This window comes from Endozoicomonas sp. 4G, assembly GCF_023822025.1.
Taxonomy (GTDB): domain Bacteria; phylum Pseudomonadota; class Gammaproteobacteria; order Pseudomonadales; family Endozoicomonadaceae; genus Endozoicomonas_A.
Window position 1 is genome coordinate 3,833,270 of record NZ_CP082909.1, and the last position, 24,751, is coordinate 3,858,020.

A 24,751-nucleotide genomic window follows, 5' to 3' on the forward strand; every position below is an offset into this window, starting at 1 on the left:
AGGTTTCTTTGAGCTGGGTTGGGAGGCAGGTCATTCTTTATCACCCTTCTTTCTTTTCTTGTTAGACGTCGGCTGGTCAGACGCTTTCCTTTTGGCTCTCTGGTCGGCAGGCAGGTGGGTCTGTTTGTGCTGTTTCAGATTGCTCGTCAGGTCGGTGCTGTAGTCGCAGCCCTCATGGTCACACAGGTGGATCTTGGATTTCTTGGGTCTCTGGTCGGCAGGCAGGTGGATCTGTTTGTGCCTTTTCAGATCCTCCGGCCACTCGCCCCTGTAGTCACAGCCTTCATGGTCACACCGGTGCACCTTGGCTCTTTTAGGTCTCTGGTCGGCAGGCAGGTGGATCTGTTTGTGTCTGTTCAGATTACTTGCCTGGTTGGTTCTGTAGTCGCAGCCCTCATGGTCACACCGGTGCTTAACAGCGTCCACTTTTGTTACGTCTACCTCTGACTCAGTGAGTATTTTACTGTCTGAAACGGGCACCTCCTTAATCTTTTTCAGTTCCAAAGTCGCACCATACTGACTGATTTCATTAGATACTCGAAAGGGATTAAGTGTCGTGGTTACATACCGAAGATCAGATTCGTCTTCATTTGAACGGTTGTCGATGCTTTCATCAGAGCTGCCGTTAGTGGCTATTTCACTGTCTGAAACAGGTTCCTCCTTAATCTTTTTCAGTTCCAGGGTCGCATCATACTCACTGATTTCATTGGATACTCGAAAGGGATTAGGTGTCGTGGTTACATACCGAGCATCAGATTCATCTTCGTCTGAACGGTTGTCGATGCTTTCATCAGAGGTGCCGTTAGTGGCTATTTCATTGTCTGAAGCGAACTCCTGCTTAATCTTTTTCAGTACCAGAGTCGTACAATACTGACTGGTTTCATTGGCTACCCGAAAGGGATTAACTGTTGTGGTTTCATACCGAACATCAGATTCGGCATTAGCTTCATCTTCATCTTCATCTTCATCTTCATCTTCGTTTGAACGGTTGTCGCTGCTTTTATCAGAGGTGCTGTTGGCTTCACTGTCACTGTCTTCGCTGTAGGCACTATCATCAGAGGCTGCCCGGCTGTGAACCTTCAACTCCCACGATTCAATAGCCTCGCTCTCTTGTTCATCTGGTAGCCCATCCCGGAGCGGGAAAAGAGGGAGAAGAATAGTTTCAACGCCCGTAACGTAGACTCTTTTTATGGATAAGACCTCAATAAAGGACTTCGGGGCGTTGATCAGTGCCTTGCCGACAGCCAGAGCGAAGCGCAAAGGCAACCTGTTTTCCTGAGCGCGACCATTTGGGAAATGCACAGAAAAGGCAATGACCAAGGTTAAAATCAATGGTTTTTTGGATAGCAAGGCCCTGCTTCCCAGTCATTGAACTGTTTATTTGAAAATCAGGTTAGTCAAAATCTGGAGGGAGGTCGGAGGTTTTTTTGAGGTGGGTTGGGAGGCGGGTCATTCTTTATCACCCTTCTTTCTTTTCGCGTTAGATGGCAGCTGGTCATAGGCTTTTCTTTTAAGTCTCTGGTCGGCATGCAAGTGCTTCTGTTTGTGCCTTTTCAGATTGCCCGCCTGATTGGTGCTGTAGTCGCAGTCCTCATGGTCACACTGGTGCATTTTGGGTCTCTTGGATTTCTGGTCACCAAGCAGGTGGATCTGCCGGTGCCTTTTCAGATTAGGCGCCAGATCAGTGTTGTAGTAACAGCCCTCATGGTCACACCGGTACATCTTGGGTCTTTGGTCGGCAGGCAGGTGGGTCTGTTTGTGTTTTTTCAGACTGCTCGCATGGTTGGTTCTGTAGTTGCAGCCCTCATGGTCACACTGGTGCACCTTGGCACTTTGAGGTCTCTGGTGGGCAGGAAGGTGGGTCTTTTTGTGCGTTTTCAGGTTGCCCAGATGGTCGGTGCTGTAGTTGCAGCCATCATGGTCACACTGGTACACCTTGAGTCTCTGGTCGGCAGGCAGATGAGTCCGTTTGTGCTTTTTCAGAACGTTCGCCCAGTCGGTGTTGAAGTCGCAGCCCTCAACATCACACTTGTGCACCTTGGCTCTCTGGTCGGCAGGTAGGTGAGTCTGTTTGTGCATTTTCAGATTGCGCTTTTGGTCGGTGCTGTAGCCACAGCCCTCATGGTCACACTGGTGCACCTTGGCTCTCTGGTCGGCAGGCAGGTGGGTCTGTTTGTGCCTTTTCAGATCTCCCAACCACTTGGTTTTGTAGTCGCAGCCCTCATGGTCACACTGGTGCTTAGCAGCGTCCACTTTTGTCACTTCTTCCTCTGAACCAGTGAGTATTTCACTGTCTGAAACAGGCTCTTCCTTAATCTTTCTCAGTTCCAGAATTGCACCATACTGACTGATTTCATCGGATACCCGAAAAGGATTAAGTGTCGTGGTTACATACCGAGCATCAGATTCATCTTCGTCTGAACGGTTGTCGATGCTTTCATCAGACGTGCCGTTAGTGGCTATTTCACTGTCTGAAACGAGCTCCTGCTTAATCTTTTTCAGTACCAGAGTCGTACAATACTGACTGGTTTCATTGGCTACCCGAAAGGGATTAACTGTTGTGGTTTCATACCGAACATCAGATTCGGCATTAGCTTCATCTTCATCTTCATCTTCATCTTCATCTTCATCTTCGTTTGAACGGTTGTCGCTGCTTTTATCAGAGGTGCTGTTGGCTTCACTGTCACTGTCTTCGCTGTAGGCACTATCATCAGAAACTGCCCGACTGTGAACCTTCAACTCCCACGATTCAATGGCCTCGCTCTCTTGTTCATCTGGTAGCCCATCCCGGACCGGGAAAAGAGGGAGAAGAATAGTTTCAACGCCCGTAACGTAGACTCTTTTTATGGATAAGACCTCAATAAAGGACTTCGGGGCGTTGATCAGTGCCTTGCCGACAGCCTGAGCGAAGCGCAAAGGCAACCTGTTTTCCTGAGCGCGGCCATTGGGGCAATGCACAGAAAAGGCAATGACCAAGGTTAAAATCAATGGTTTTTTGGATAGCAAGGCCCTGCTTCCCAGTCATTGAACTGTTTATTGAAAAATCAGGTTAGTCAAAATCTGGAGAGAGGTCGGAGGTTTCTTTGAGCTGGGTTGGGAGGCGGGTCATTCTTTATCACCCTTCTTTCTTTTCACGTTAGATGGCAGCTGGTCATAGGCTTTTCTTTTAAGTCTCTGGTCGGCAGGCAAGTGATTCTGTTTGTGCCTTTTCAGATTGCCCGCCTGGTTGGTGCTGTAGTCGCAGTCCTCATGGTCACACTGGTATCCCCCCGGTCTCTGGTCGGCAGGCAGGTGGGTCTGTTTGTGTCTGTTCAGATTACTCGCCTGGTCGGTGCTGTAGTTGCAGTCCTCATGGTCACACTGGTGGGTCTTGGGTCTCTTGGGTCTTTGGTCGGTGGGCAGATGGGTTTGTTTATGCATTTTCAGATCGTTCACCCAGTCGGTGATGTAGTCGCAGCCCTCATGATCACACCGGTACACCTTGACTCTATGGTTGGCAGGCAGATGGGTCTGTTTGTGCTTTTTCAGATTGCACGCCCGGTCCGAGCTGTAGTTGCAGCCCTCATGGTCACACGGGTGCAGCCTGATTCTCTGGATTCTCTGGTCAGCAGGCAGGTGAGTCCATTTGTGCACTTTCAGGTTGCTCATCCGGTCGGTGCTGTAGTTGCAGCCCTCATGGTCACACTGATGCACCTTGAGTCTCTGGTCAGCAGGCAGGTGAATCTGTTTGTGCCTTCTCAGACAGGCCCTGTCGCCGGTGCTGTAGTTGCAGCCATCATGGTCACATTGGTGCACCTTGGCACTTTGAGCTCTCTGGTGGGCAGGAAGGTGGCTGATTTTGTGCTTTTTCAGGTTGCCCAGATGGTCGGTGCTGTAGTTGCAGCCCTCATGGTCACACTGGTGGATCTTGAGTCTCTGGTCGGCAGGCAGATGAGTTTGTTTGTGCTTTTTCAGAACGTTCGCCCAGTCGGTGTTGTAGTCGCAGCCCTCATGGTCACACTGGTGCACTTTGGGTCTCTGGTCGGCAGGCAGGTGAGTCTGTTTGTGTCTTTTCATATTACTCGCCTGATCGGTGCTATAGTTGCAGTCCTCATGGTCACACTGGTGGATTTTGGGTCCGTTGGGTCTCTGGTCGGCAGGAAAGTGGGTCTGTTTGTGCCTTTTCAGTCTGTACACTTGTTCGACGCTGAAGTCACAGCCCTCATAGTCACAGTGGTACACCTTAGGTCTCTGGTCGGCAGGCAGGTGGATCTGTTTGTGCCTTTTCAGATCTCCCGACCACTTGGTTTTGTAGTCGCAGCCCTCATGGTCACACTGGTGCCTAGGAGCGTCCACTTTTGTCACTTCTTCCTCTGAACCAGTGAGTATTTCACTGTCTGAAACAGGCTCTTCCTTAATCTTTCTCAGTTCCAGAATTGCACCATACTGACTGATTTCATTGGATACTCGAAAAGGATTAAGTGTTGTGATTTCATAATGAACATCAGATTCGTCTTCCTTTGAACGGTTGTCGATGCTTTTATCAGAGGTGCTGTTAGTGGCTATTTTACTGTCTGAAACGGGCTCCTCCTTAACTTTTTTCAGTTCCAGAGTCGCACCATACTGACTGATTTCATCGGATACCCGAAAAGGATTAAGTGTCGTGGTTACATACCGAGCATCAGATTCATCTTCGTCTGAACGGTTGTCGATGCTTTCATCAGACGTGCCGTTAGTGGCTATTTCACTGTCTGAAGCGAGCTCCTGCTTAATGCTTTTTAGCTCCAGAGTCGTACAATACTGACTGGTTTCATTGGCTACCCGAAAAGGATTAATTGTTGTGGTTTCATACCGAACATCAGATTCGGCATTAGCTTCACCTTCATCTTCGTTTGAACGGTTGTCGCTGCTTCCATCGGAGGTGCTGCTGCCTTCACTGTCACTGTCTTCGCTGTAGGCACTATCATCAGAGGCTGCCCGGCTGTGAACCTTCAACTCCCACCATTCAATGGCCTCGGTCTCTTGTTCATCTGGTAGCCCATCCCGGAGCGGGAAAAGAGGGAGAAGAATAGTTTCAACGCCCGTAACGTAGACTCTTTTTATGGATAAGACCTCAATAAAGGACTTCGGGGCGTTGATCAGTGCCTTGCCGACAGCCTGAGCGAAGCGCAAAGGCAACCTGTTTTCCTGAGCGCGGTCATTGGGGCAATGCACAGAAAAGGCAATGACCAAGGTCAAAATCAATAGTTTTTTGGATAGCAAGGCCCGGCTTCCCAGTCATTGAACTGTTTATTGGAAAATCAGGTTAGTCAAAATCTGGAGGGAGGTCGGAGGTTTTTTTGAGGTGGGTTGGGAGGCGGGTCATTCTTTATCGCCTTTCTTTCTTTTCGCGTTAGATGGCGGCTGGTCACAGGCTTTTCTTTTAAGTCTCTGGTCGGCAGGCAAGTGCTTCTGTTTGTGCCTTCTCAGACTGGCCCTGTCGCCGGTTCTGTAGTTGCAGCCCTCATGGTTACACTGGTGCACCTTGGCACTTTGAGGTCTCTGGTGGGCAGGAAGGTGGCTGTTTTTGTGCGTTTTCAGGTTGCCCAGATGGTCGGTGCTGTAGTTGCAGCCCTCATGGTCACACTGGTGGATCTTGAGTCTCTGGTCGGCAGGCAGATGAGTTTGTTTGTGCATTTTCAGATTGCCCAGGTGGCCGGTGCTGTAGTCGCAGCCCTCATGGTCACACTGGTGCACTTTGGGTCTCTGGTCGGCAGGCAGGTGGGTCTGTTTATGCCCTTTCAGATTCTCCGCCCGGTTCGTGCTGAAGTCGCAGCCCTCATGGTCACACTGGTGCACCTTGGCTCTTTTAGGTCTCTGGTCGGCAGGCAGGTGGGTCTGCTTGTGTCTTTTCATATTACACGCCTGATCGGTGCTATAGTTGCAGTCCTCATGGTCACACTGGTGGATTTTGGATCTGTTGGGTCTCTGGTCGGCAGGCAAGTGGGTCTGTTTGTGTCTTTTCAGTCTGTACACTTGTTCGACGCTGTAGTCACAGCCCTCATAGTCACAGTGGTACACCTTAGGTCTCTGGTCGGCAGGCAGGTGGATCTGTTTGTGCCTTTTCAGATCTCCCGACCACTTGGTTTTGTAGTCGCAGCCCTCATGGTCACACTGGTGCCTAGGAGCGTCCACTTTTGTCACTTCTTCCTCTGAACCAGTGAGTATTTCACTGCCTGAAACAGGCTCTTCCTTAATCTTTCTCAGTTCCAGAATTGCACCATACTGACTGATTTCATCGGATACCCGAAAAGGATTAAGTGTCGTGGTTACATACCGAGCATCAGATTCATCTTCGTCTGAACGGTTGTCGATGCTTTCATCAGACGTGCCGTTAGTGGCTATTTCACTGTCTGAAACGAGCTCCTGCTTAATCTTTTTCAGTACCAGAGTCGTACAATACTGACTGGTTTCATTGGCTACCCGAAAGGGATTAACTGTTGTGGTTTCATACCGAACATCAGATTCGGCATTAGCTTCACCTTCATCTTCATCTTCGTTTGAACGGTTGTCGCTGCTTTTATCAGAGGTGCTGTTGGCTTCACTGTCACTGTCTTCGCTGTAGGCACTATCATCAGAAGCTGCCCGACTGTGAACCTTCAACTCCCACGATTCAATGGCCTCGCTCTCTTGTTCATCTGGTAGCCCATCCCGGAACGGGAAAAGAGGGAGAAGAATAGTTTCAACGCCCGTAACGTAGATTCCTTTTATGGATAAGACCTCAATAAAGGGCTTTGGGGCGTTGATCAGTGCCTTGCTGACAGCCAAAGCGAAGCGCAAAGGCAACCTGTTTTCCTGAGCGCGGCCATTGGGGCAATGCACAGAAAAGGCAATGACCAAGGTCAAAATCAATAGTTTTTTGGATAGCAAGGCCCGGCTTCCCAGTCATTGAACTGTTTATTGGAAAATCAGGTTAGTCAAAATCTGGAGGGAGGTCGGAGGCTTTTTTGAGGCAGGTTGGAAGACTATCCCCTTTCTTTCTTTTCGCGTTAGATGGCGGCTGGTCACAGGCTTTTCTTTTGGGTCTCTGGTCGGCAGGCAGGTGGGTCTGTTTGTGCCTTTTCAGACTGCTTGTCCGATCGGTGCTATAGTTGCAGCCCTCAAAGTCACACTTGTGTACCTTTGTTTTCTTGGCTCTCTGGTCGGCAGGCAGGTGGATCCATTTGTGTTTTTTCAGATGGTCCGCCCGGTTGCTGCGGTAGTTGCACCCCTTATGAGCACACTGGTGCATCTTAGGTCTCTGGTCGGCAGGCAGGTGCCTCTGTTTGTGCTTTTTCAGATTGCTCTTCTGGTCGGTTTTGTAATTGCAGCCCCCATGATCGCAATGGTGCACTTTGGGTTTCCTGAGTCTCTGGTCGGCAGGCAGGTGCGTCTGTTTGTGCTTTTTCAGACTGCTCACCCGGTCGCTGCTGTAATTGCAGCCGTCACTGTCACACCAATGCACCTTGAGTCTCTGGTCGGCAGGCAGGTGGGTCTGTTTGTGCCTTTTCAGATCGCTCGAATAGTAGGTGTTGTAATTGCAGCCCTCATGGTCACACTGATGCAACTTGGGTCTCTGGTCGGCGGACAGGTGGATCTGTTTGTGTCTGTTCAGATTACTCATCAGGTCGGCGCTGTAGTTGCAGCTCTTATGGTCACACTGGTGCTTAGCAGCGTCCACTTTTGTCACGTCTACCTCTGAACCAGTGAGTATTTCACTGTCTGAAACAGGTTCCTCCTTAATCTTTTTCAGTGCCAGGGTCGCACAATACTGACTGATTTCATTGGGTACCCGAAAAGGATTAAATGTCGTGGTTACATGCTGAACATCAGATTCGGCATTGGCTTCATCTTCATTTTCGTTTGAACGTTTGTCGCTGCTTTCATCAGAGGTGCTGCTGTCTTCACTGTCACTGTCTTCGCTGTAGGCACTATCATCAGAAGCTGCCCGACTGTGAACCTGCAACTCCCACCATTCAATGGCCTCACTCTCTTCTTCAATGCCCGTCACGAAGACTCTTTTTATGGATAAGACCCCAATAAAGGGCTTCGGGGCGTTGATCAGCGCCTTGCTGACAGCCTGAGCGAAGCGCAAAGGCAACCTGTTTTCCTGAGCGCAACCATTGGAGCAGTGCACAGAAAAGGCAATGAACAAGGTCAAAATCAATGTTTTTTTGGATAGCAAGGCTCGGCTTCCCAGTCATTGAACTGTTTATTTGAAAATCAGGTTAGTCAAAATCTGGAGGGAGGTCGGAGGCTTTTTTGAGGCAGGTTGGAAGACTATCCCCTTTCTTTCTTTTCGCGTTAGATGGCGGCTGGTCACAGGCTTTTCTTTTGGGTCTCTGGTTGGCAAGCAGGTGGATCTGTTTGTGCCTTTTCAGACTGCTTGTCCGATCGGTGCTATAGTTGCAGCCCTCAAAGTCACACTCGTGTACCTTTGTTTTCTTGGGTCTCTGGTCGGCAGGCAGGTGGATCTGTTTGTGTATTTTCAGACTGGTCCTGTAGTCGGTCCTGAAGTTGCAGCCCTCATGATCACACTGGTGCAACCTGGGTCTCTGGTCGACAGGCAAGTGCCTCTGTTTGTGCCTTCTCAGATCGTTCGCGTGGTCGGTGCTGTAGTTGCAGCCCTGATGGTCACACGGGTGCCGCTTGGGTCTCTGGTCGGCAGGCAGGTGGACCTGTTTATGCTTTTTGATATTACCCGCCAGATTGGAGCTGTAGTTGCAGCCCTCATGACCACACTGGTACACCCTGATTCTCTGGTCGGCAGGCAGGTGGGTTTGTTTGTGCCTTTTCAGATGGCTCATGTTGCTGGTGTTGTAGTTGCAGCCCTCATGGTCACACTGATGCACCTTGGGTTTTCTGGGTCTCTGGTCGGCAGGCAGGTGGGTCTGTTTGTGCTTTTTCAGAACACTCGCCCAGTCGGTGTTAAAGTCGCAGCCCTCATCATTACACTTGTAAACCCTGAGCCTCTGGTCGGTAGGCAGGTGGGTCTGTTTATGCCCTTTCAGATTCCCTGCCCGGTCCGTGATATAGTCACAGCCCTCATGGTCACACTGGTGGATCTTGGGTCTCTTGCGTCTCTTGGGTCTCTGGTCGGCAGGCAGGTGGGTCTGTTTGTGCCTTTTCAGATCAGCCGACCGCTTGGTCCTGAAGTCGCAGCCATCATGGTCACACTGGTGCTTAGCAGCGTCCACTTTTGTCACGTCTACCTCTGAATCAGTGGGTATTTCACTGTCTGAAACCGGCTCTTCCTTAATCTTTTTCAGTTCCAGAGTCGCACCATACTGACTGATTTCATTGGATACCCGAAAAGGATTAAGTGTTGTGGTTACATACCGAACATCAGATTCGGCATTAGCTTCACCTTCATCTTCGTTTGAACGGTTGTCGCTGCTTTTATCAGAGGTGCTGTTGGCTTCACTGTCACTGTCTTCGCTGTAGGCACTATCATCAGAGGCTGCCCGGCTGTGAACCTTCAACTCCCACCATTCAATGGCCTCGCTCTCTTGTTCATCTGGTAGCCCACCCCGCAGCGCCTTGCTGACAGCCTGAGCGAAGCGCAAAGGCAACCTGTTTTCCTGAGCGCGGCCATTGGGGCAATGCACAGAAAAGGCAATGACCAAGGTCAAAATCAATAGTTTTTTGGATAGCAAGGCCCGGCTTCCCAGTCATTGAACTGTTTATTGGAAAATCAGGTTAGTCAAAATCTGGAGGGAGGTCGGAGGTTTCTTTGAGGTAGGTTGGAAGACTATCCCCTTTCTTTCTTTTCGCGTTAGATGGCGGCTGGTCACAGGCTTTTCTTTTGGGTCTCTGGTCGGCAGGCAGGTGGATCCGTTTGTGCTTTTTGATATTACCCGTCAGATTGGAGCTGTAGTTGCAGCCCTCATGACCACACTGGTACACCCTGATTCTCTGGTCGGCAGGCAGGTGGGTCTGCTTGTGCCTTTGCAGATTAGGCGCCAGGTCGGTGCTGTAGTCGCAGCCCTCATGGTCACACTGGTGCACCTTGGGTCTCTGGTCGGCGGGCAGGTGAGTCTGTTTGTGCTTTTTCAGATTGCTCGCCAGGTCGGTGCTGTGGTTGCAGCCCTCATGGTCACACCGGTACATCTTGGGTCTCTGGTCGGCAGGCAGGTGGGTCTGTTTGTGCGTTTTCAGATTGCTAGCTCGGTCGGTGCGGTAGTCGCAGCCCTCATGATCACATTGGTACATCTTGACTCTCTGGTCGGCAGGCAAGTGGGTCTGTTTGTGCTTTTTCAGATCGCTCGTCCAGTCGGTGTTGTAGTCGCAGCCCTCATGATCACACTGGTACACCTTGACTCTCTGGTCGGCAGGTAAATGGGTCTGTTTGTGTTTTTTCAGATTGCTCGGATGTCGGGAGCTGTGGTTGCAGCCCTCATGGTCACACTGGTGCACCTTGGCTCTTTTAGGTCTCTGGTCGGCAGGCAGGTGGGTCTGTTTGTGCCTTTTCAGATTGCACGCCTGGTCGGTGTTGTAGTCGCAGCCCTCATGCTCACACTGGTGGATCTTGGGTTTCTTGGGTCTCTGGTCGGCAGGCAAGTGTTTTTGTTTGTGCCTTTTCAGATCTATCGACCGCTTGGACTTGTAGTTGCAGCCCTCATGGTCACACTGGTGCTTAGCAGCGTCCACTTTTCTCACGTCTACCTCTGAATCAGTCATTATTTCACTTTCTGAAACAGGCTCCTCCTTAATCTTTTTCAGTGCCAGAGTCGCACCATACTGACTGATTTCATTGGATACCCGAAAAGGATTAAGTGTTGTGGTTTCATACTGAACATCAGATTCGTCTTCGTTTGAACAGTTGTCGTTGCTTTCATCAGAGATGCTGCTGTCTTCACTGTCAGAACCACTGTCAGAACCACTGTCAGAAGCACTGTCAGAAGCACTGTCAGAGGTTGTCCGACTGTGAACCTGCAACTCCCACCATTCAATGGCCTCACTCTCTTCTTCAATGCCCGTCACGTAGCCTTCTTTTATGGATGAGGCCTCAATAAAGGGTGTCGGGCTGTTGATCAGCGCCTTGCCGACAGCCAGAGCGAAGCGCAAAGGCAACCTGTTTTCCTGAGCGCGACCATTGGAGCAATGCACAGAAAAGGCAATGACCAAGGTCAAAATCAATGGTTTTTTGGATAGCAAGGCCCGGCTTCCCAGTCATTGAACTGTTTATTGAAAAATCAGGTTAGTCAAAATCTGGAGAGGGGTCAGAGTTTTCTTTGCCGTGAAAATGCCCGAATTCAGGACGCAGGTAGCCCGCCTTGCACAGAACAAGGTACGAATGTCTCATTAATAGACTCAGACCGTCTGTAGGGTCAGAGTCAAGTATCCGTATTCCCCCAGTTTGTTTAACCAGCGTGGTGCGTTCTTCCTGACCATCAAACCCTCGTAATCAGTGTCAGGATCAATATAAGGCTTCCGCTTCTTCAGTAAGGTGTAAATCACACGAATCAGCTTATGTGCAATGGCAATCAGACTTCGTTTGTGTCCTTTGCGAATCACCAGACTCTGGTACTTACCCTTAAACTGACATTTCGTTTTGATGGCTGCGTTTGCTACTTCACACAAAATCGTCTTGATCATTTTATTACCTTTCCGTATGCGACCGCTTTTGCGTTTGCCTGCACTCTCGTTGTTACCTGGGCAGAGTCCAGCCCAGGATGCGATTTCTTTCATGCCGCCAAACTGCTCCATGTCATCGCCTATTTCTGCAATCAGAGTGGCTGCGCTCATTTCGCTTACGCCGGGCAAGGTTTGCAGTAGCTGCCAAGCCTCTTTCCATGGTTGAATACCGTTCAGAATTTGAATTTCAAGCTCTCTCTGCTGTTCGCTGAGGAAGTTGATGTGACCTCTGATGCTTTTCAGAACAATAAGGTGAGAGGGAGATAGCTGTTCATCCATGCTGGCCATCAATTGTTTTTTGTCTGCTTTCACCCGATAGTCTGCTTTATTGACAATGTCTCGAAGTGATTCACCATCAATAAGCGCATTGACCATACGCTGACCCGATTTGCCATTTATGTCGCTGATTAACCCCCCGAGCCGGATACCACTGTCGTCCAGCGTCTTGTGCAACCGGTTCTTTTCTCTCGCTATGAGCTTGACCAACTTGTCACGGTGTCGGGTCAATAAACGTAGTTGCTCCTGTTCAGGGTTAGGCACAAAGCTGGGACGAATCAGGCCGCAATGTGCAAGGTGGGCAAGCCACTGGCTATCCAGCGTATCGGTTTTACGTCCCGGTACGTTTTTAACATGCCGGGCATTCACCACCCATGGGTTCAGACCGCGAGTAATGATTGATGCGTAAATACTTTTCCAATAGATGCCCGTGCTTTCCATCACAACCAGATCAACCTGATGTTGCTGGAGAAATTGGCACATCAATTCCCGATCTTTCCGGAAGGTCGGGAACTCACGGGTAATAACCTGTACCTCTTCATTCGGGACTTCTTTGCGCACAGTGACCATGACCATCATTTTATGGACATCAATGCCTGCGCAGTTTTTCACAATGGTTTCCATTGTCTATGCTCCAACTGTTCATGGAAGGACAGCAGAGCCTGACGGAATGAATCGAAACGCCATAGTCTCACTTGGAGAAAAGGGCTGTTTGCCGTGCATTCAATGTTCCAGAGATGGAACCTGTGGTGCCAGCTCTGAACCATGAGATAAGCGAGGGTGCGGACGATTCAGTCCAGGTCAATTTGAGTTCAGGGTCTGGAGCCCTACAAAGAATTCGACCACTGTCAGGTTCTGCCTCAGATCTATTTTGGCAGAGCATCATTTTCATTGTGCGGGGTGACCGAAAATAAGGTCATGAACATTTGAGATGGGTTGGGAGGCAGGGTCATTCTTTATCGCCTTTCTTTCTTTTCGCGTTAGATGGCGGCTGGTCATAGGCTTTTCTTTTGGGTCTCTGGTCGGCAGGCAGGTGGGTCTGTTTGTGACTTTTCAGACTGCTTGTCCGATCGGTGCTATAGTTGCAGCCCTCAAAGTCACACTCGTGTACCTTTGTTTTCTTGGGTCTCTGGTCGGCAGGCAGGTGGATCTGTTTGTGTATTTTCAGACTGCTCCTGTAGTCGGTTCTGAAGTTGCAGCCCTCATGGTCACACTGGTGCAACTTGGGTCTCTGGTCGACAGGCAAGTGCCTCTGTTTGTGCTTTTTGATATTACCCGCCAGATTGGAGCTGTAGTTGCAGCCCTCATGACCACACTGGTACACCCTGACTCTCTGGTCGGCAGGCAAGTGGGTTTGTTTGTGCCTTTTCAGATGGCTCGTGTTGCTGGTGTTGTAGTTGCAGCCCTCATGGTCACACTGATGCACCTTGGGTTTTCTGGGTCTCTGGTCGGCGGGCAGGTGGGTCTGTTTGTGCGTTTTCAGAACACTCGCCCGGTCGGTGTTAAAGTCGCAGCCCTCATCATCACACTTGTAAACCCTGAGCCTCTGGTCGGTAGGCAGGTGGATCTGTTTATGCCCTTTCAGATTCCCCGCCCGGTCCGTGATATAGTCACAGCCCTCATGGTCACACTGGTGGATCTTAGGTCTCTTGGGTCTCTTGGATCTCTTGGGTCTTTTGGGTCTCTGGTCGGCAGGCAGGTGGGTCTGTTTATGCCCTTTCAGATTCTCCGCCCGGTTCGTACTGAAGTCGCAGCCCTCATGGTCACACTGGTGCACCTTGGCTCTTTTAGGTCTCTGGTCGGCAGGCAGGTGGGTCTGTTTGTGCTTTTTCAGATTGCTAGCTCGGTCGGTGCGGTAGTCGCAGCCCTCATGATCACATTGGTACACCTTGACTCTCTGGTCGGCAGGCAAGTGGGTCTGTTTGTGCTTTTTCAGATCGCTCGCCCAGTCGGTGTTGTAGTCGCAGCCCTCATGATCACACCGGTACACCTTGACTCTCTGGTCGGCAGGTAAATGGGTCTGTTTGTGTTTTTTCAGATTGCTCAGATGTCGGGAGCTGTAGTTGCAGCCCTCATGGTCACACTGGTGCTTAGCAGTGTCCACTTTTCTCACGTCTACCTCTGAATCAGTCATTATTTCACTTTCTGAAACAGGCTCCTCCTTAATCTTTTTCAGTGCCAGAGTCGCACCATACAGACTGATTTCATTGGATACCCGAAAAGGATTCAGTGTTGTGGTTTCATACTGAACATCAGATTCGTCTTCGTTTGAACGGTTGTCGTTGCTTTCATCAGAGATGCTGCTGTCTTCACTGTCAGAACCACTGTCAGAAGCACTGTCAGAGGTTGCCCGACTGTGAACCTGCAACTCCCACCATTCAATGGCCTCACTCTCTTCTTCAATGCCCGTCACGTAGCCTTCTTTTATGGATAAGACCTCAATAAAGGGTGTCGGGCTGTTGATCAGCGCCTTGCCGACAGCCAGAGCGAAGCGCAAAGGCAACCTGTTTTCTTGAGCGCGGCCATTGGAGCAATGCACAGAAAAGGCAATGACCAAGGTCAAAATCAATGGTTTTTTGGATAGCAAGGCCCGGCTTCCCAGTCATTGAACTGTTTATTGGAAAATCAGGTTAGTCAAAATCTGGAGAGGTGTCGGAGTTTTCTTTGAGGTGGGTTGGGAGGCAGGGTCATTCTTTATCGCCTTTCTTTCTTTTCGCGTTAGATGGCGGCTGGTCATAGGCTTTTCTTTTAAGTCTCTGGTGGGCAGGCAAGTGCTTCTGTTTGTGCCTTTTCAGATCGTTCGGCTGGTCGGTACTGTAGTTGCAGCCCTGATGGTCACACTGGTGCCGCTTGAGTCTCTGGTCGGCAGGCAGGTGGGTCTGTTTGTGTCTTTTCAGATTACCCAACTGGTCGGTACTGTAGTTGCAGCCCTCATGGTCGCACCGGTGCACCTTGAGTGTCTTGGGTCTCTGGTCGGCAGGCAGGTGGGTCTGTTTGTGCTTTTTCAGAACGCTCGCCCAGTCGGTGTTGTAGTCACAGCCCTCATGATCACATTGGTGCACCTTGACTCTCTGGTCGGCAGGCAAGTGGATCTGTTTGTGCTTTTTCAGATCGCTCGCCCAGTCGGTGTTGAAGTCGCAGCCCTCATGATCACACCGGTACAGCTTGACTCTCTGGTCGGCAGGTAAATGGGTCTGTTTGTGTTTTTGCAGATTGCTCGGATGTCGGGATCTGTAGTTGCAGCCCTCATGGTCGCACTGTTGCACCTTGAGTCTCTGGTCGACAGGCAGGTGGGTCTGTTTGTGCGCCTTCAGATTGCCACTGTGGCTGGTGCTGAACTTGCAGCCCTCATGGTCGCACTGTTGCACCTTGGGTTTATTGGGTCTCTGTTTGGCACGCAGGTGGGTCTGTTTGTGCGCCTTGAGATTGCCCCTGTGGTCGGTGCTGTAATTGCAGCCCTCATGGTCACACTGGTGCGCCCTGAGTCTCTGGTCGGCAGGCAAGTGCTTCTGTTTGTGCCTTTTCAGAGTGGTTCTGTGGGCGGTTCTGTAGTTGCAGCCCTCATGGTCACACTGGTGCTTAACAGCGTCCAATTTTGTCACCTCTACCTCTGAATCAGTGAGTATTTCACTGTCTGAAACGAGCTCCTCCTTAATCTTTTTCAGTTCCAGAGTCGCACCATACTGACTGATTTCATTGGCTACCCGAAAAGGATTCAGTGTTGTGGTTTCATACTGAACATCGTATTCGTCTTCGTTTGAACGATTGTCGATGCTTTTATCAGAGGTGCCGTTGGTGGCTATTTCACTGTCTGAAACGGGCTCCTGCTTAATGTTTTTCAGCTCCAGAGTCGTACAATACTGACTGGTTTCATTGGATACCCGAAAAGGATTCAGTGTTGTGGTTTCATACTGAACATCGGATTCGTCTTCGTTTGAACGGTTGTCGTTGCTTTCATCAGAGGTGCTGCTGTTTTCACTGTCAGAACCACTTTCAGAACCACTGTCAGAGGCTGCCCGGCTGTGAGCCTTCAACTCCCACCATTCAATGGCCTCGCTCTCTTCTTCAATACCCGTAACGTAAACTCCTTTTATGGATAAGACCTCAATAAAGGACTTCCGGGCGTTGATCAGCACCTTGCCGACAGCCAGAGCGAAGCGCAAAGGCAACCTGTTTTCCTGAGCGTGACCATTGGAGCAATGCACAGAAAAGGTAATGAACAAGGTCAAAATCAATGGTTTTTTGGATAGCAAGGCCCGGCTTCCCAGTCATTGAACTGTTTATTGGGAAGTCAGGTTAGTCAAAATCTGGAGAGAGGTCGGAGGTTTTTTTTGAGGTGGGTTGGGAGGCAGGTCATTTTTTATCACCCTTCTTTCTTTTCGCGTTAGATGGCGGCTGGTCGTAGGCTTTTCTTTTAAGTTTCTGGTCGGCAGGCAAGTGCTTCTGTTGGTGCCTTTTCAGATCGTTCGTCTGGTCGGTGCTGTAATTGCAGCCCTGATGGTCACACTGGTGCCGCTTGAGCCTCTGGTCGGCAGGCAGGTGGGTCTGTTTGTGTCTGTTCAGATTACCCATCTGGTCGGTGCTGTAGTTGCAGTCCTCATGGTCACACTGGTGGATCTTGGGTTTCTTGGGTTTCTTGGGTCTCTGGTCGGCAGGCAGGTGGGTCTGTTTGTGTCCTTTCAGATGGCCCTTGTGACCAGTTCTGTAGTCGCAGCCCTCATGGTCACACTGGTGCGCCCTGAGTATCTGGTCGGCAGGCGAGTGGGCCTGTTTGTGGCTTTTCAGATATCTCACCCAGTCGGTGTTGAAGTCGCAGCCCTCATGATCACACCGGTACATCCTAACTCTATGTTCGGGAGGTAAGTGGGTCTGTTTGTGTTTTCTCAGATTGTTCGGATATCGGGAGCTGTAGTTGCAGCCCTCATGGTCGCACTGTTGCTCCTTGGGTCTCTGGTCGGCAGGCAGGTGGATCTGTTTGTGCACCTTCAGATTGCCCTTGTGGTCGGTGCTGTAATTGCAGCCCTCATGGTCACACTGGTGCGCCCTGAGTCTCTGGTCGGCAGGTAAGTGAGTCTGTTTGTGCCTTTTCAGAGTGGTTATGTGGGCGGTTCTGTAGTTACAGCCCTCATGGTCACACTGGCGCTTGGCAGCGTCCACTTTTGTCACGTCTACCTCTGAATCAGTCATTATTTCACTGTCTGAAATGGGCTCCTGCTTAATGTTTTTCAGCTCCAGAGTCGTACAATACTGACTGGTTTCATTGGATACCCGAAAAGGATTCAGTGTTGTGGTTTCATACCGAACATCAGATTCGGCATTAGCTTCATCTTCATCTTCATCTTCATCTTCATATTCATCTTCATCTTCGTTTGAACGGTTGTCGCTGCTTTTATCAGAGGTGCTGTTGGCTTCACTGTCACTGTCTTCGCTGTAGGCACTATTATCAGAGGCTGCCCGACTGTGAACCTTCAACTCCCACCATTCAATGGCCTCACTCTCTTCTTCAATACCCGTAACGTAAAATCCTTTTAAGGATAAGACCTCAATAAAGGACTTCCGGGCGCTGATCAACGCCTTGCCGACAGCCAGAGCGGAGCGCAAATGCAACCTGTTTTCCTGAGCGCGACCATTGGGGCAATGCATAGAAAGGGCAATGACCAAGGTCAAAATCAGTGTCTTTTTCGATAGCAAGGCCGAGCTTCCCAGTCATTGAACTGTTTATTGTGAAATCAGGTTAGTCAAAATCTGGAGGGGGGTCGGAGGTTTCTTTGAGGTGGGTTGGGAGGCGGGTCATTCTTTATCACCTTTCTTTCTTTTTGCGTTAGACAGCGCCTGGTCATAAGCTTTCCTTTTGGGTCTCTGGTCGGCAGACAGGTGGGTCTGCTGGTGCCTTTTCAAATTAGCCGTCAGGTCGGTGCTGTAGTCGCAGCCCTCATGGTCACACTGGTGCCCCCTGAGTCTCTGGTCGCCAGGCAGGTGGATCTGTTTATGCATTTTCAGATTCACTGCCCGGTTCGTGCTGTAGTCACAGCCCTCATGCTCACACTTGTGGATCTTGGGTTTCTTGGTTCTCTGGTCGGCAGGCAGGTGGGTCTGCTTGTGCCTTTGCAGATTAGGCGCCAGGTCGGTGCTGTAGTCGCAGCCCTCATGGTCACACTGGTGCACCTTGGGTCTCTGGTCGGCGGGCAGGTGAGTCTGTTTGTGCTTTTTCAGATTGCTCGCCAGGTCGGTGCTGTAGTCGCAGCCCTCATGGTCACACTGGTGCACCTTGGGTCTCTGGTCGGCGGGCAGGTGAGTCTGTTTGTGCTTTTTCAGATTGCTCGCCAGGTCGGTGCTGTAGTTGCAGCCCGCATAGTCACACTGGTGCACCCTGAGTCTCTGGTCGGCAGGCAGGTGGATCCATTTGTGCATTTTCAGATGTTCCGCCCGGTCGCTGCTATAGTTGCAGCCCGCATAGTCACACTGGTGCATCCTGAGTCTCTGGTCGGCAGACAGGTGGGTCCGTTTGTGCGCTTTCAGATTCTCCGCCCAGTTCGTGCTGTAGTCACAGCCCTCATGCTCACACTGGTGGTTCTTAGGTCTCTTAGGTCTCTTAGGTCTCTTAGGTCTCTGGTCGGCAGGCAGGTGGGTCTGTTTGTGCTTTTTCAGATTGCTCGCCAGGTAGGTGCTGTGGTCGCAGCCCTCATGGTCACACCGGTACATCTTGGGTCTCTGGTCGGCAGGCAGGTGGGTCTGTTTGTGCTTTTTCAGACTGCTCGCCAGGTCGGTTCTGTAGTTGCAGCCCTCATGGTCACACTGGTGCACCTTGGGTCTCTGGTCGGTAGGCAGGTGGGTCTGTTTGTGTGTTTTCAGATGGGACGAATAGCAGGTTCTGTAGTTGCAGCCTTCATGGTCACACTGGTGCTCCTTGGGTCTCTGGTCGGCGGGCAGGTGGATCTCTTTGTGTCTGTACAGATTACTCACCAGGTTGGTGCTGTAGTTGCAGTCCTGATGATCACACTGGTGGATCTTGAGTCTCTTGATTCTCTGCCCGTCGCTGCTGGAAGTGAGTACTTCACTGCCTGAAACGGGCTCTTCTTTAATCTTTTTCGGTTCCAAAGTCGCACCGTACTGACTGATTTCATTGGATACTCGAAAGGGATTAAATGTTGTGGTTTCATACCAAACATCAGATTCGTCTTTGTTTGAACGGTTGTCGATGCTTTCATCAGAGGTGCCGTCAATGGCTATTTCACTGCCTGAAACGGGCTCCTGCTTAATCTCTTTCAGTGCCGGAGCCGCACAATACTCACTGATTTCATAGGATACCCGAAAAGGATTAATTGTTGTGGTTTCATACTGAACATCAGATTCGGCATTGGCTTCGTCTTCGTCTTCGTATTCGTTTGAAGGGTTGTCGCTGCTTTTATCAGAGGTGCCGCTGTCTTCACTGTCACTGTCTTCGCTGTAGGCACTATTATCAGAGGCTGCCCGACTGTGAACCTTCAACTCCCACCATTCAATGGCCTCGCTTTCTTCTTCATCTGGTAGCCCATCCCGGACCGGGAAAAGAGGGAGAAGAATAGTTTCGACGCCCGTAACGTAGACTTCTTTTGTGGATAAGACCTCAATAAAGGGCTTCGGAGCGTTGAACAGCGCCTTGCCGACAGCCAGAGCGAAGCGCAAAGGCAACCTGTTTTCTTGAGCGCGACCATTGGAGCAATACACAGAAAAGGCAATGACCAAGGTCAAAATCAATGGTTTTTTGGATAGCAAGGCACGGCTTCCCAGTCATTGAACTGTTTATTGACAAGTCAGGTTAGTCAAAATCTGGAGGGAGGCCGGAGGTTTTATCCTTTATCACCCTTCTTTCTTTTCTTGTTAGGTGGCAGCTGGTCATAGGCTTTCCTTTTGGGTCTCTGGTCAGCAGGCAGGTGGGTCTGTTTGTGCCTTTTCAGATCGCCCGTCAGGTCAGTGCTGTAGTTGCAGCCCTGATGGTCACACTGGTGCCGCTTGGATCTCTGGTCGGCAGGCAGGTGGGTCTGTTTGTGCTTTTTCAGACTGCCCACCTGGTGGGTTCTGTAGTTGCAGCCCTCATGGTCACACTGGTGGATCTTGGGTCTCTGGTCGGCAGGCAAGTGGGTCTGTTTGTGCCTTTTCAGATCGCCCGTCAGGTCAGTGCTGTAGTTGCAGCCCTGATGGTCACACTGGTGCCGCTTGGATCTCTGGTCGGCAGGCAGGTGGGTCTGTTTGTGTGTTTTCAGATTGGCAGCTCGGTCGCTACTGTAGTCGCAGCCCTTGTGGTCACACTGGTGCACCTTGGCTTTTTTAGGTCTCTGGTCACCAGACAGGTGGGTCTGTTTGTGCCTTTTCAGATGGCTCGTGAAGTCGGTGCTGTAGTTGCAGCTTGCATAGTCACACTGGTGCACCTTGGATCTCTGGTCAGCGGGCAGGTGATTTTGTTTGTGCTTTTTCAGATTGCTCGCACGATAGGTGCTGTGGTTGCAGCCAGCATAGTCACACTGGTACATCTTGACTCTCTGGTCGGCGGGCAAGTGAGTCTGTTTGTGTTTTTTCAGACTGTTCGCGCAGTCGGAGCGGTGGTTACAGCCGGCATGGTCACACTGGTGCATCTTGGGTCTCTGGTCGGCGGGCAGGTGGATCTGTTTGTGTTTTTTCAGATTGCCCATATGGTGGGTGCTATAGTTGCAACCCTCGTGGTCACACTTGTATATCTTGAGCCTCTTGGGTCTATGGTCGACAGGCAGGTGGGTCTGTTTGTGTCCTTTCAGGTGGCTCTTGTTACCAGTTCTGTAGTTGCAGCCCTCATGGTCACACTGGTGCATCTTGGGTCTCTGGTCGGCAGGCAGGTGGATCCATTTGTGCTTTTTCAGATTGCTCGTGTAGTTGGTTCTGTAGTCGCAGCCCTCATGGTCGCACTGGTGCATCTTGGGTCTCTGGTCGGCAGGCAGGTGGATCTGTTTGTGCTTTTTCAGATTGCTCGTGTAGTTGGCTCTGTAGTCGCAGCCCTCATGGTCACACTGGTGCTTAGCAGCGTTTACTTTTGTCATATTTACCTCTGAATCAGTCAGTATTTCACTGTCTGAAATGGGTTCCTCCTTAATCTTTTTCAGCTCCAGAGTCGTACAATACTGACTGGTTTCATTGGCTACTCGAAAGGGATTTAGTGTTGTGGTTTCATACCAAACATCAGATTCGGCATTAGCTTCGTCTTCATCTTCGTTTGAACGGTCGTCGCTACTTTTATCAGAGGTGCTGCTGTCTTCACTGTCACTGTCTTCGCTGTAGGCACTATCATCAGAGGCTGCCCGACTGTGAACCTGCAACTCCCACCATTCAATGGCCTCGCTCTCTTGTTCATCTGGTAGCCCATCCCGGATCGGGAAAAGGGGGAAAAGAATAGTTTCAACGCCCATAACGTAGAATCCTTTTATGGATAAGACCTCAATAAAGGGCCTCGGGGCGTTAATCAGCGCCTTGCCGGCAGCCAGAGCGAAGCACAAAGGCAACCTGTTTTCTTGAGCGCGACCATTAGAGCAATGAACAGAAAAGGCAATGACCAAGGTCAAAATCAGTGGTTTTTTGGATATCAAGGCCCGGCTTCCCAGTCGTTGAACTGTTTATTGGAATGTCAGGTTAGTCAAAATCTGGAGAGAGGTCGGAGGTTTTTTTGAGCTGGGTTGGGAGACGGGTCATTCTTTATCGCCTTTCTTTCTTTTCGCGTTAGATGGCGGCTGGTCACAGGCTTTTCTTTTGGGTCTCTGGTCGGCAGGCAGGTGGGTCTGTTTGTGTTTTTTTAAATGGCCTTTATGGTCAGTGCCGTATTTGCAGCCCTCATGGTCACACTGGTGCACCTTGGGTCTCTGGTCGGCAGGCAGGTGGGTCTGTTTGTGTTTTTTTAAATAGCATTTATAGCCAGTGCCGTATTTGCAGCCCTCGTGGTCACACTGGTACACCCTGAGTCTCTGGTGGGCAGGCAGGTGGGTCTGTTTGTGCCTTTTCAGATGGCTCGTGAAGTCGGTGCTGTAGTTGCAGCTTGCATAGTCACACTGGTGCACCTTGGATCTCTGGTCAGCGGGCAGGTGAGTTTGTTTGTGATTTTTCAGATTGCTCGCACGGTAGGTACTGTGGTTGCAGCCAGCATAGTCACACTGGTACGCCTTGACTTTCTGGTCGGCGGGCAAGTGGGTCTGTTTGTGTTTTTTCAAATTGCCCGGATATCGGGTACTGTAGCTGCAACCCTCATGGTCACACTGGTGCACCTTGGATATCTCAGGTCTATTAGGTCTTTGGTCGGCAAGCAGGTGAGTCTGTTTGTGTATTTTCAGCTTGTCCGCGCGGTCGGTGCGGTGGTTACAGTCGGCATGGTCACACTGGTGCATCTTGGGTCTCTGGTCGGCGGGCAGGTGGATCTGTTTGTGTTTTTTCAGATTGCCCATATGGTAGGTGCTATAGTTGCAGCCCTCATGATCACACTTGTATACCTTAAGTCTCTTGGGTCTCTGGTCGGCAGGCAGGTGGGTCTGTTTGTGTGCTTTCAGATGGCTCTTGTGGCCGGTTCTGTAGTTGCAGCCCTCATGTTCACACTGGTGCATCTTGGGTCTCTGGTCGGCAGGCAGGTGGATCTGTTTGTGCGTTTTCAGATTGCTCGTGTAGTTGGTTCTGTAATCGCAGCCCTCATGGTCGCACTGTTGCATCTTGGGTCTCTGGTCGGCAGGCAGGTGGATCTGTTTGTGCTTTTTCAGATTGCTCGTGTAGTTGGTTCTGTAGTCGCAGCCCTCATGGTCACACTGGTGCTTAGCAGCATCCACTTTTGTCACGTCTACTTCTGACTCAGTGAGTATTTCACTGTCTGAAACAGGCTCCTCCTTAATCTTTTTCAGCTTCAGAGTCGCATCATACTGACTGATTTCATTGGCTACTCGAAAGGGATTAAGTGTCGTGGTTACATACCGAGCATCAGATTCGTCTTCGTTTGAACGGTTGTCGCTGCTTTTATCAGAGGTGCTGTTGTCTTCACTGTCACTGTCTTCGCTGTAGGCACTATCATCAGAGGCTGCCCGACTGTGAACCTGCAACTCCCACCATTCAATGGCCCCGCTCTCTTGTTCATCTGGTAGCCCATCCCGGATCGGGAAAAGAGGGAGAAGAATAGTTTCAACGCCCGTAACGTAAGCTCCTTTTAAGGATAAGACCGCAATAAAGGGCTTCGGGGCGTTGATCAGCGCCTTGCCGACAGCCAGAGCGAAGCGCAAAGGCAACCCGTTTTCCTGAGCGCGACCATTGGGGCAATGCATAGAAAGGGCAATGACCAAGGTCAAAATCAGTGTTTTTTTCGATAGCAAGGCCGAGCTTCCCAGTCGTTGAGCTGTTTATTGGAAGGTCAGGTTAGTCAAAATCTGGAGAGAGGTCGGAGGTTTTTTTGAGCTGGGTTGGGAGGCGGGTCATTCTTTATCGCCTTTCTTTCTTTTCGCGTTAGATGGCGGCTGGTCACAGGCTTTTCTTTTGGGTCTCTGGTCGGCAGGCAAGTGGGTCTGTTTGTGCTTTTTCAGATCGCTCGCCTGGTCGGTGCTATAGTTGCAGCCCTGATGGTCACACTGGTGCCGATAGGCTCTCTGGTCAGCAGGCAGGTGGGTCTGTTTGTGTGTTTTTAAATGGCCTTTATGGTCAGTGCCGTATTTGCAGCCCTCATGGTCACACTGGTGCATCTTGGGTCTCTGGTCGGCAGGCAGGTGGGTCTGCTTGTGCCTTTTCAGATTAGCCGCCAGGTCGGTGCTGTAGTCGCAGCCCTCATGGTCACACCGGTACATCTTGGGTCTCTGGTCGGCAAGCAGGTGGGTCTGTTTGTGCTTTTTCAGATTGCTCGCCAGGTCGGTGCTGTAGTCGCAGCCCTCATGGCCACACTGGTGCACCCTGAGTCTCTGGTCGGCAGGCAGGTGGGTCTGTTTGTGCTTTTTCAGACTGCTCGCCAGGTCGGTTCTGTAGTTGCAGCCCTCATGGTCACACCGGTACATCTTGGGTCTCTGGTCGGCAGGCAGGTGGGTCTGTTTGTGCTGTTTCAGACTGCTCGTCAGGTCGGTTCTGTAGTTGCAGCCTTCATGGTCACACTGGTGCAACTTGGGTCTCTGGTCGGTAGGCAGGTGTGCCTGTTTGTGCCTGTACAGATTACTCACCAGGTTGGTGCTGTAGTTGCAGTCCTCATGGTCACACTGGTGGATCTTGGGGCTCTTAGGTTTCTTCGGTTTCTTCGGTTTCTTGGGTCTCTTGATTCTCTGGTCGTCGGTGCTGTAAGTGAGTATTTTACTGTCTGAAACGGGTTCCTCCTTAATCTTTTTCAGTTCCAGAGTCGTAACATACTGACTGATTTCATTGGCTACTCGAAAGGGATTAAGTGTCGTGGTTACATACCGAACATCAGATTCGGCATCAGCTTCGTCTTCATCTTCGTTTGAACGGTTGTCGTTGCTTTCATCAGAAGTGCTGCTGTCGTCACTGTCACTGTCTTCGCTGTAGGCACTATCATCAGAGGCTGCCCGACTGTGAACCTGCAACTCCCACCATTCAATGGCTTCGCTCTCTTGTTCATCTGGTAGCCCATCCCGGATCGGGAAAAGAGGGAGAAGAATAGTTTCAACGCCCGTAACGCAGGCTCCTTTTAAGGATAAGACCTCAATAAAGGACTTCCGGGCGTTGATCAGCGCCTTGTCGACAGCCAGAGCGAAGCGCAAAGGCAACCTGTTTTCTTGAGCACGGCCATTGGGGCAATGCATAGAAAAGGCAATGACCAAGGTTAAAATCAATGGTTTTTTGGATAGCAAGGCCTCGGTTTCCCGTCATTGAA

At 50.6% G+C, this 24,751-nt stretch carries 15 protein-coding genes; all 15 read right to left on the reverse strand.

What is annotated here, in order from left to right:
* Positions 1-30: 30 nt before the first annotated feature.
* Positions 31-1,350 (reverse strand): C2H2-type zinc finger protein, encoded by a 1,320-nt coding sequence (locus K7B67_RS14870; protein ID WP_252176679.1) that lies wholly within the window; start codon positions 1,348-1,350, stop codon positions 31-33.
* A gap of 99 nt (positions 1,351-1,449) precedes the next feature.
* Positions 1,450-3,006, reverse strand: a complete 1,557-nt coding sequence (locus tag K7B67_RS14875; protein ID WP_252176680.1) for a C2H2-type zinc finger protein — start codon at positions 3,004-3,006, stop codon at positions 1,450-1,452.
* Positions 3,007-3,105: 99 nt separating this feature from the next.
* Positions 3,106-5,241: a C2H2-type zinc finger protein gene (locus tag K7B67_RS14880; protein WP_252176681.1), complete on the reverse strand. Its 2,136-nt coding sequence runs from the start codon at positions 5,239-5,241 to the stop codon at positions 3,106-3,108.
* A 99-nt stretch (positions 5,242-5,340) separates the two neighbouring features.
* The gene (locus K7B67_RS14885; RefSeq protein WP_252176682.1) at positions 5,341-6,888 is read right to left on the reverse strand and encodes a hypothetical protein; all 1,548 of its coding nucleotides are present in this window, start codon (positions 6,886-6,888) and stop codon (positions 5,341-5,343) included.
* Between the two features lie 43 nt (positions 6,889-6,931).
* Positions 6,932-8,182, reverse strand: a complete 1,251-nt coding sequence (locus tag K7B67_RS14890) for a hypothetical protein (RefSeq protein ID WP_252176683.1) — start codon at positions 8,180-8,182, stop codon at positions 6,932-6,934.
* 43 nt (positions 8,183-8,225) lie between these two features.
* Positions 8,226-9,653, reverse strand: coding sequence for a hypothetical protein (locus K7B67_RS14895; RefSeq protein ID WP_252176684.1), 1,428 nt, complete (start codon positions 9,651-9,653; stop codon positions 8,226-8,228).
* A gap of 43 nt (positions 9,654-9,696) precedes the next feature.
* Positions 9,697-11,154, reverse strand: a complete 1,458-nt coding sequence (locus K7B67_RS14900) for a C2H2-type zinc finger protein (RefSeq protein ID WP_252176685.1) — start codon at positions 11,152-11,154, stop codon at positions 9,697-9,699.
* Between the two features lie 156 nt (positions 11,155-11,310).
* Positions 11,311-12,534 carry an IS110 family transposase gene (locus tag K7B67_RS14905; RefSeq protein ID WP_252176686.1) on the reverse strand — a complete coding sequence of 408 codons (1,224 nt, stop codon included), beginning with the start codon at positions 12,532-12,534 and terminating at the stop codon, positions 11,311-11,313.
* Between the two features lie 325 nt (positions 12,535-12,859).
* Positions 12,860-14,497 (reverse strand): C2H2-type zinc finger protein, encoded by a 1,638-nt coding sequence (locus K7B67_RS14910; protein ID WP_252176687.1) that lies wholly within the window; start codon positions 14,495-14,497, stop codon positions 12,860-12,862.
* A gap of 100 nt (positions 14,498-14,597) precedes the next feature.
* Entirely contained in the window at positions 14,598-16,163 is a 1,566-nt protein-coding gene (locus tag K7B67_RS14915; RefSeq protein WP_252176688.1) for a hypothetical protein, read from the reverse strand.
* Positions 16,164-16,263: 100 nt separating this feature from the next.
* The gene (locus tag K7B67_RS14920) at positions 16,264-17,601 is read right to left on the reverse strand and encodes a hypothetical protein (protein WP_252176689.1); all 1,338 of its coding nucleotides are present in this window, start codon (positions 17,599-17,601) and stop codon (positions 16,264-16,266) included.
* Between the two features lie 99 nt (positions 17,602-17,700).
* Complete coding sequence (locus tag K7B67_RS14925) at positions 17,701-19,665, reverse strand: hypothetical protein (protein ID WP_252176690.1); 1,965 nt, start codon at positions 19,663-19,665, stop codon at positions 17,701-17,703.
* Between the two features lie 74 nt (positions 19,666-19,739).
* Positions 19,740-21,503 carry a C2H2-type zinc finger protein gene (locus K7B67_RS14930; RefSeq protein ID WP_252176691.1) on the reverse strand — a complete coding sequence of 588 codons (1,764 nt, stop codon included), beginning with the start codon at positions 21,501-21,503 and terminating at the stop codon, positions 19,740-19,742.
* Positions 21,504-21,602: 99 nt separating this feature from the next.
* A complete protein-coding gene (locus K7B67_RS14935; RefSeq protein ID WP_252176692.1) occupies positions 21,603-23,255 on the reverse strand; it encodes a hypothetical protein in 1,653 nt (550 codons plus the stop codon).
* A gap of 99 nt (positions 23,256-23,354) precedes the next feature.
* Positions 23,355-24,728 carry a C2H2-type zinc finger protein gene (locus K7B67_RS14940; RefSeq protein WP_252176693.1) on the reverse strand — a complete coding sequence of 458 codons (1,374 nt, stop codon included), beginning with the start codon at positions 24,726-24,728 and terminating at the stop codon, positions 23,355-23,357.
* Between the last annotated feature and the right edge of the window lie 23 nt (positions 24,729-24,751).

Bases quoted from the DNA above. Each gene is read 5' to 3' on its own strand.
- K7B67_RS14905 (WP_252176686.1), bottom strand. From the start codon at position 12,534: ATGGAAACCATTGTGAAAAACTGCGCAGGCATTGATGTCCATAAAATG.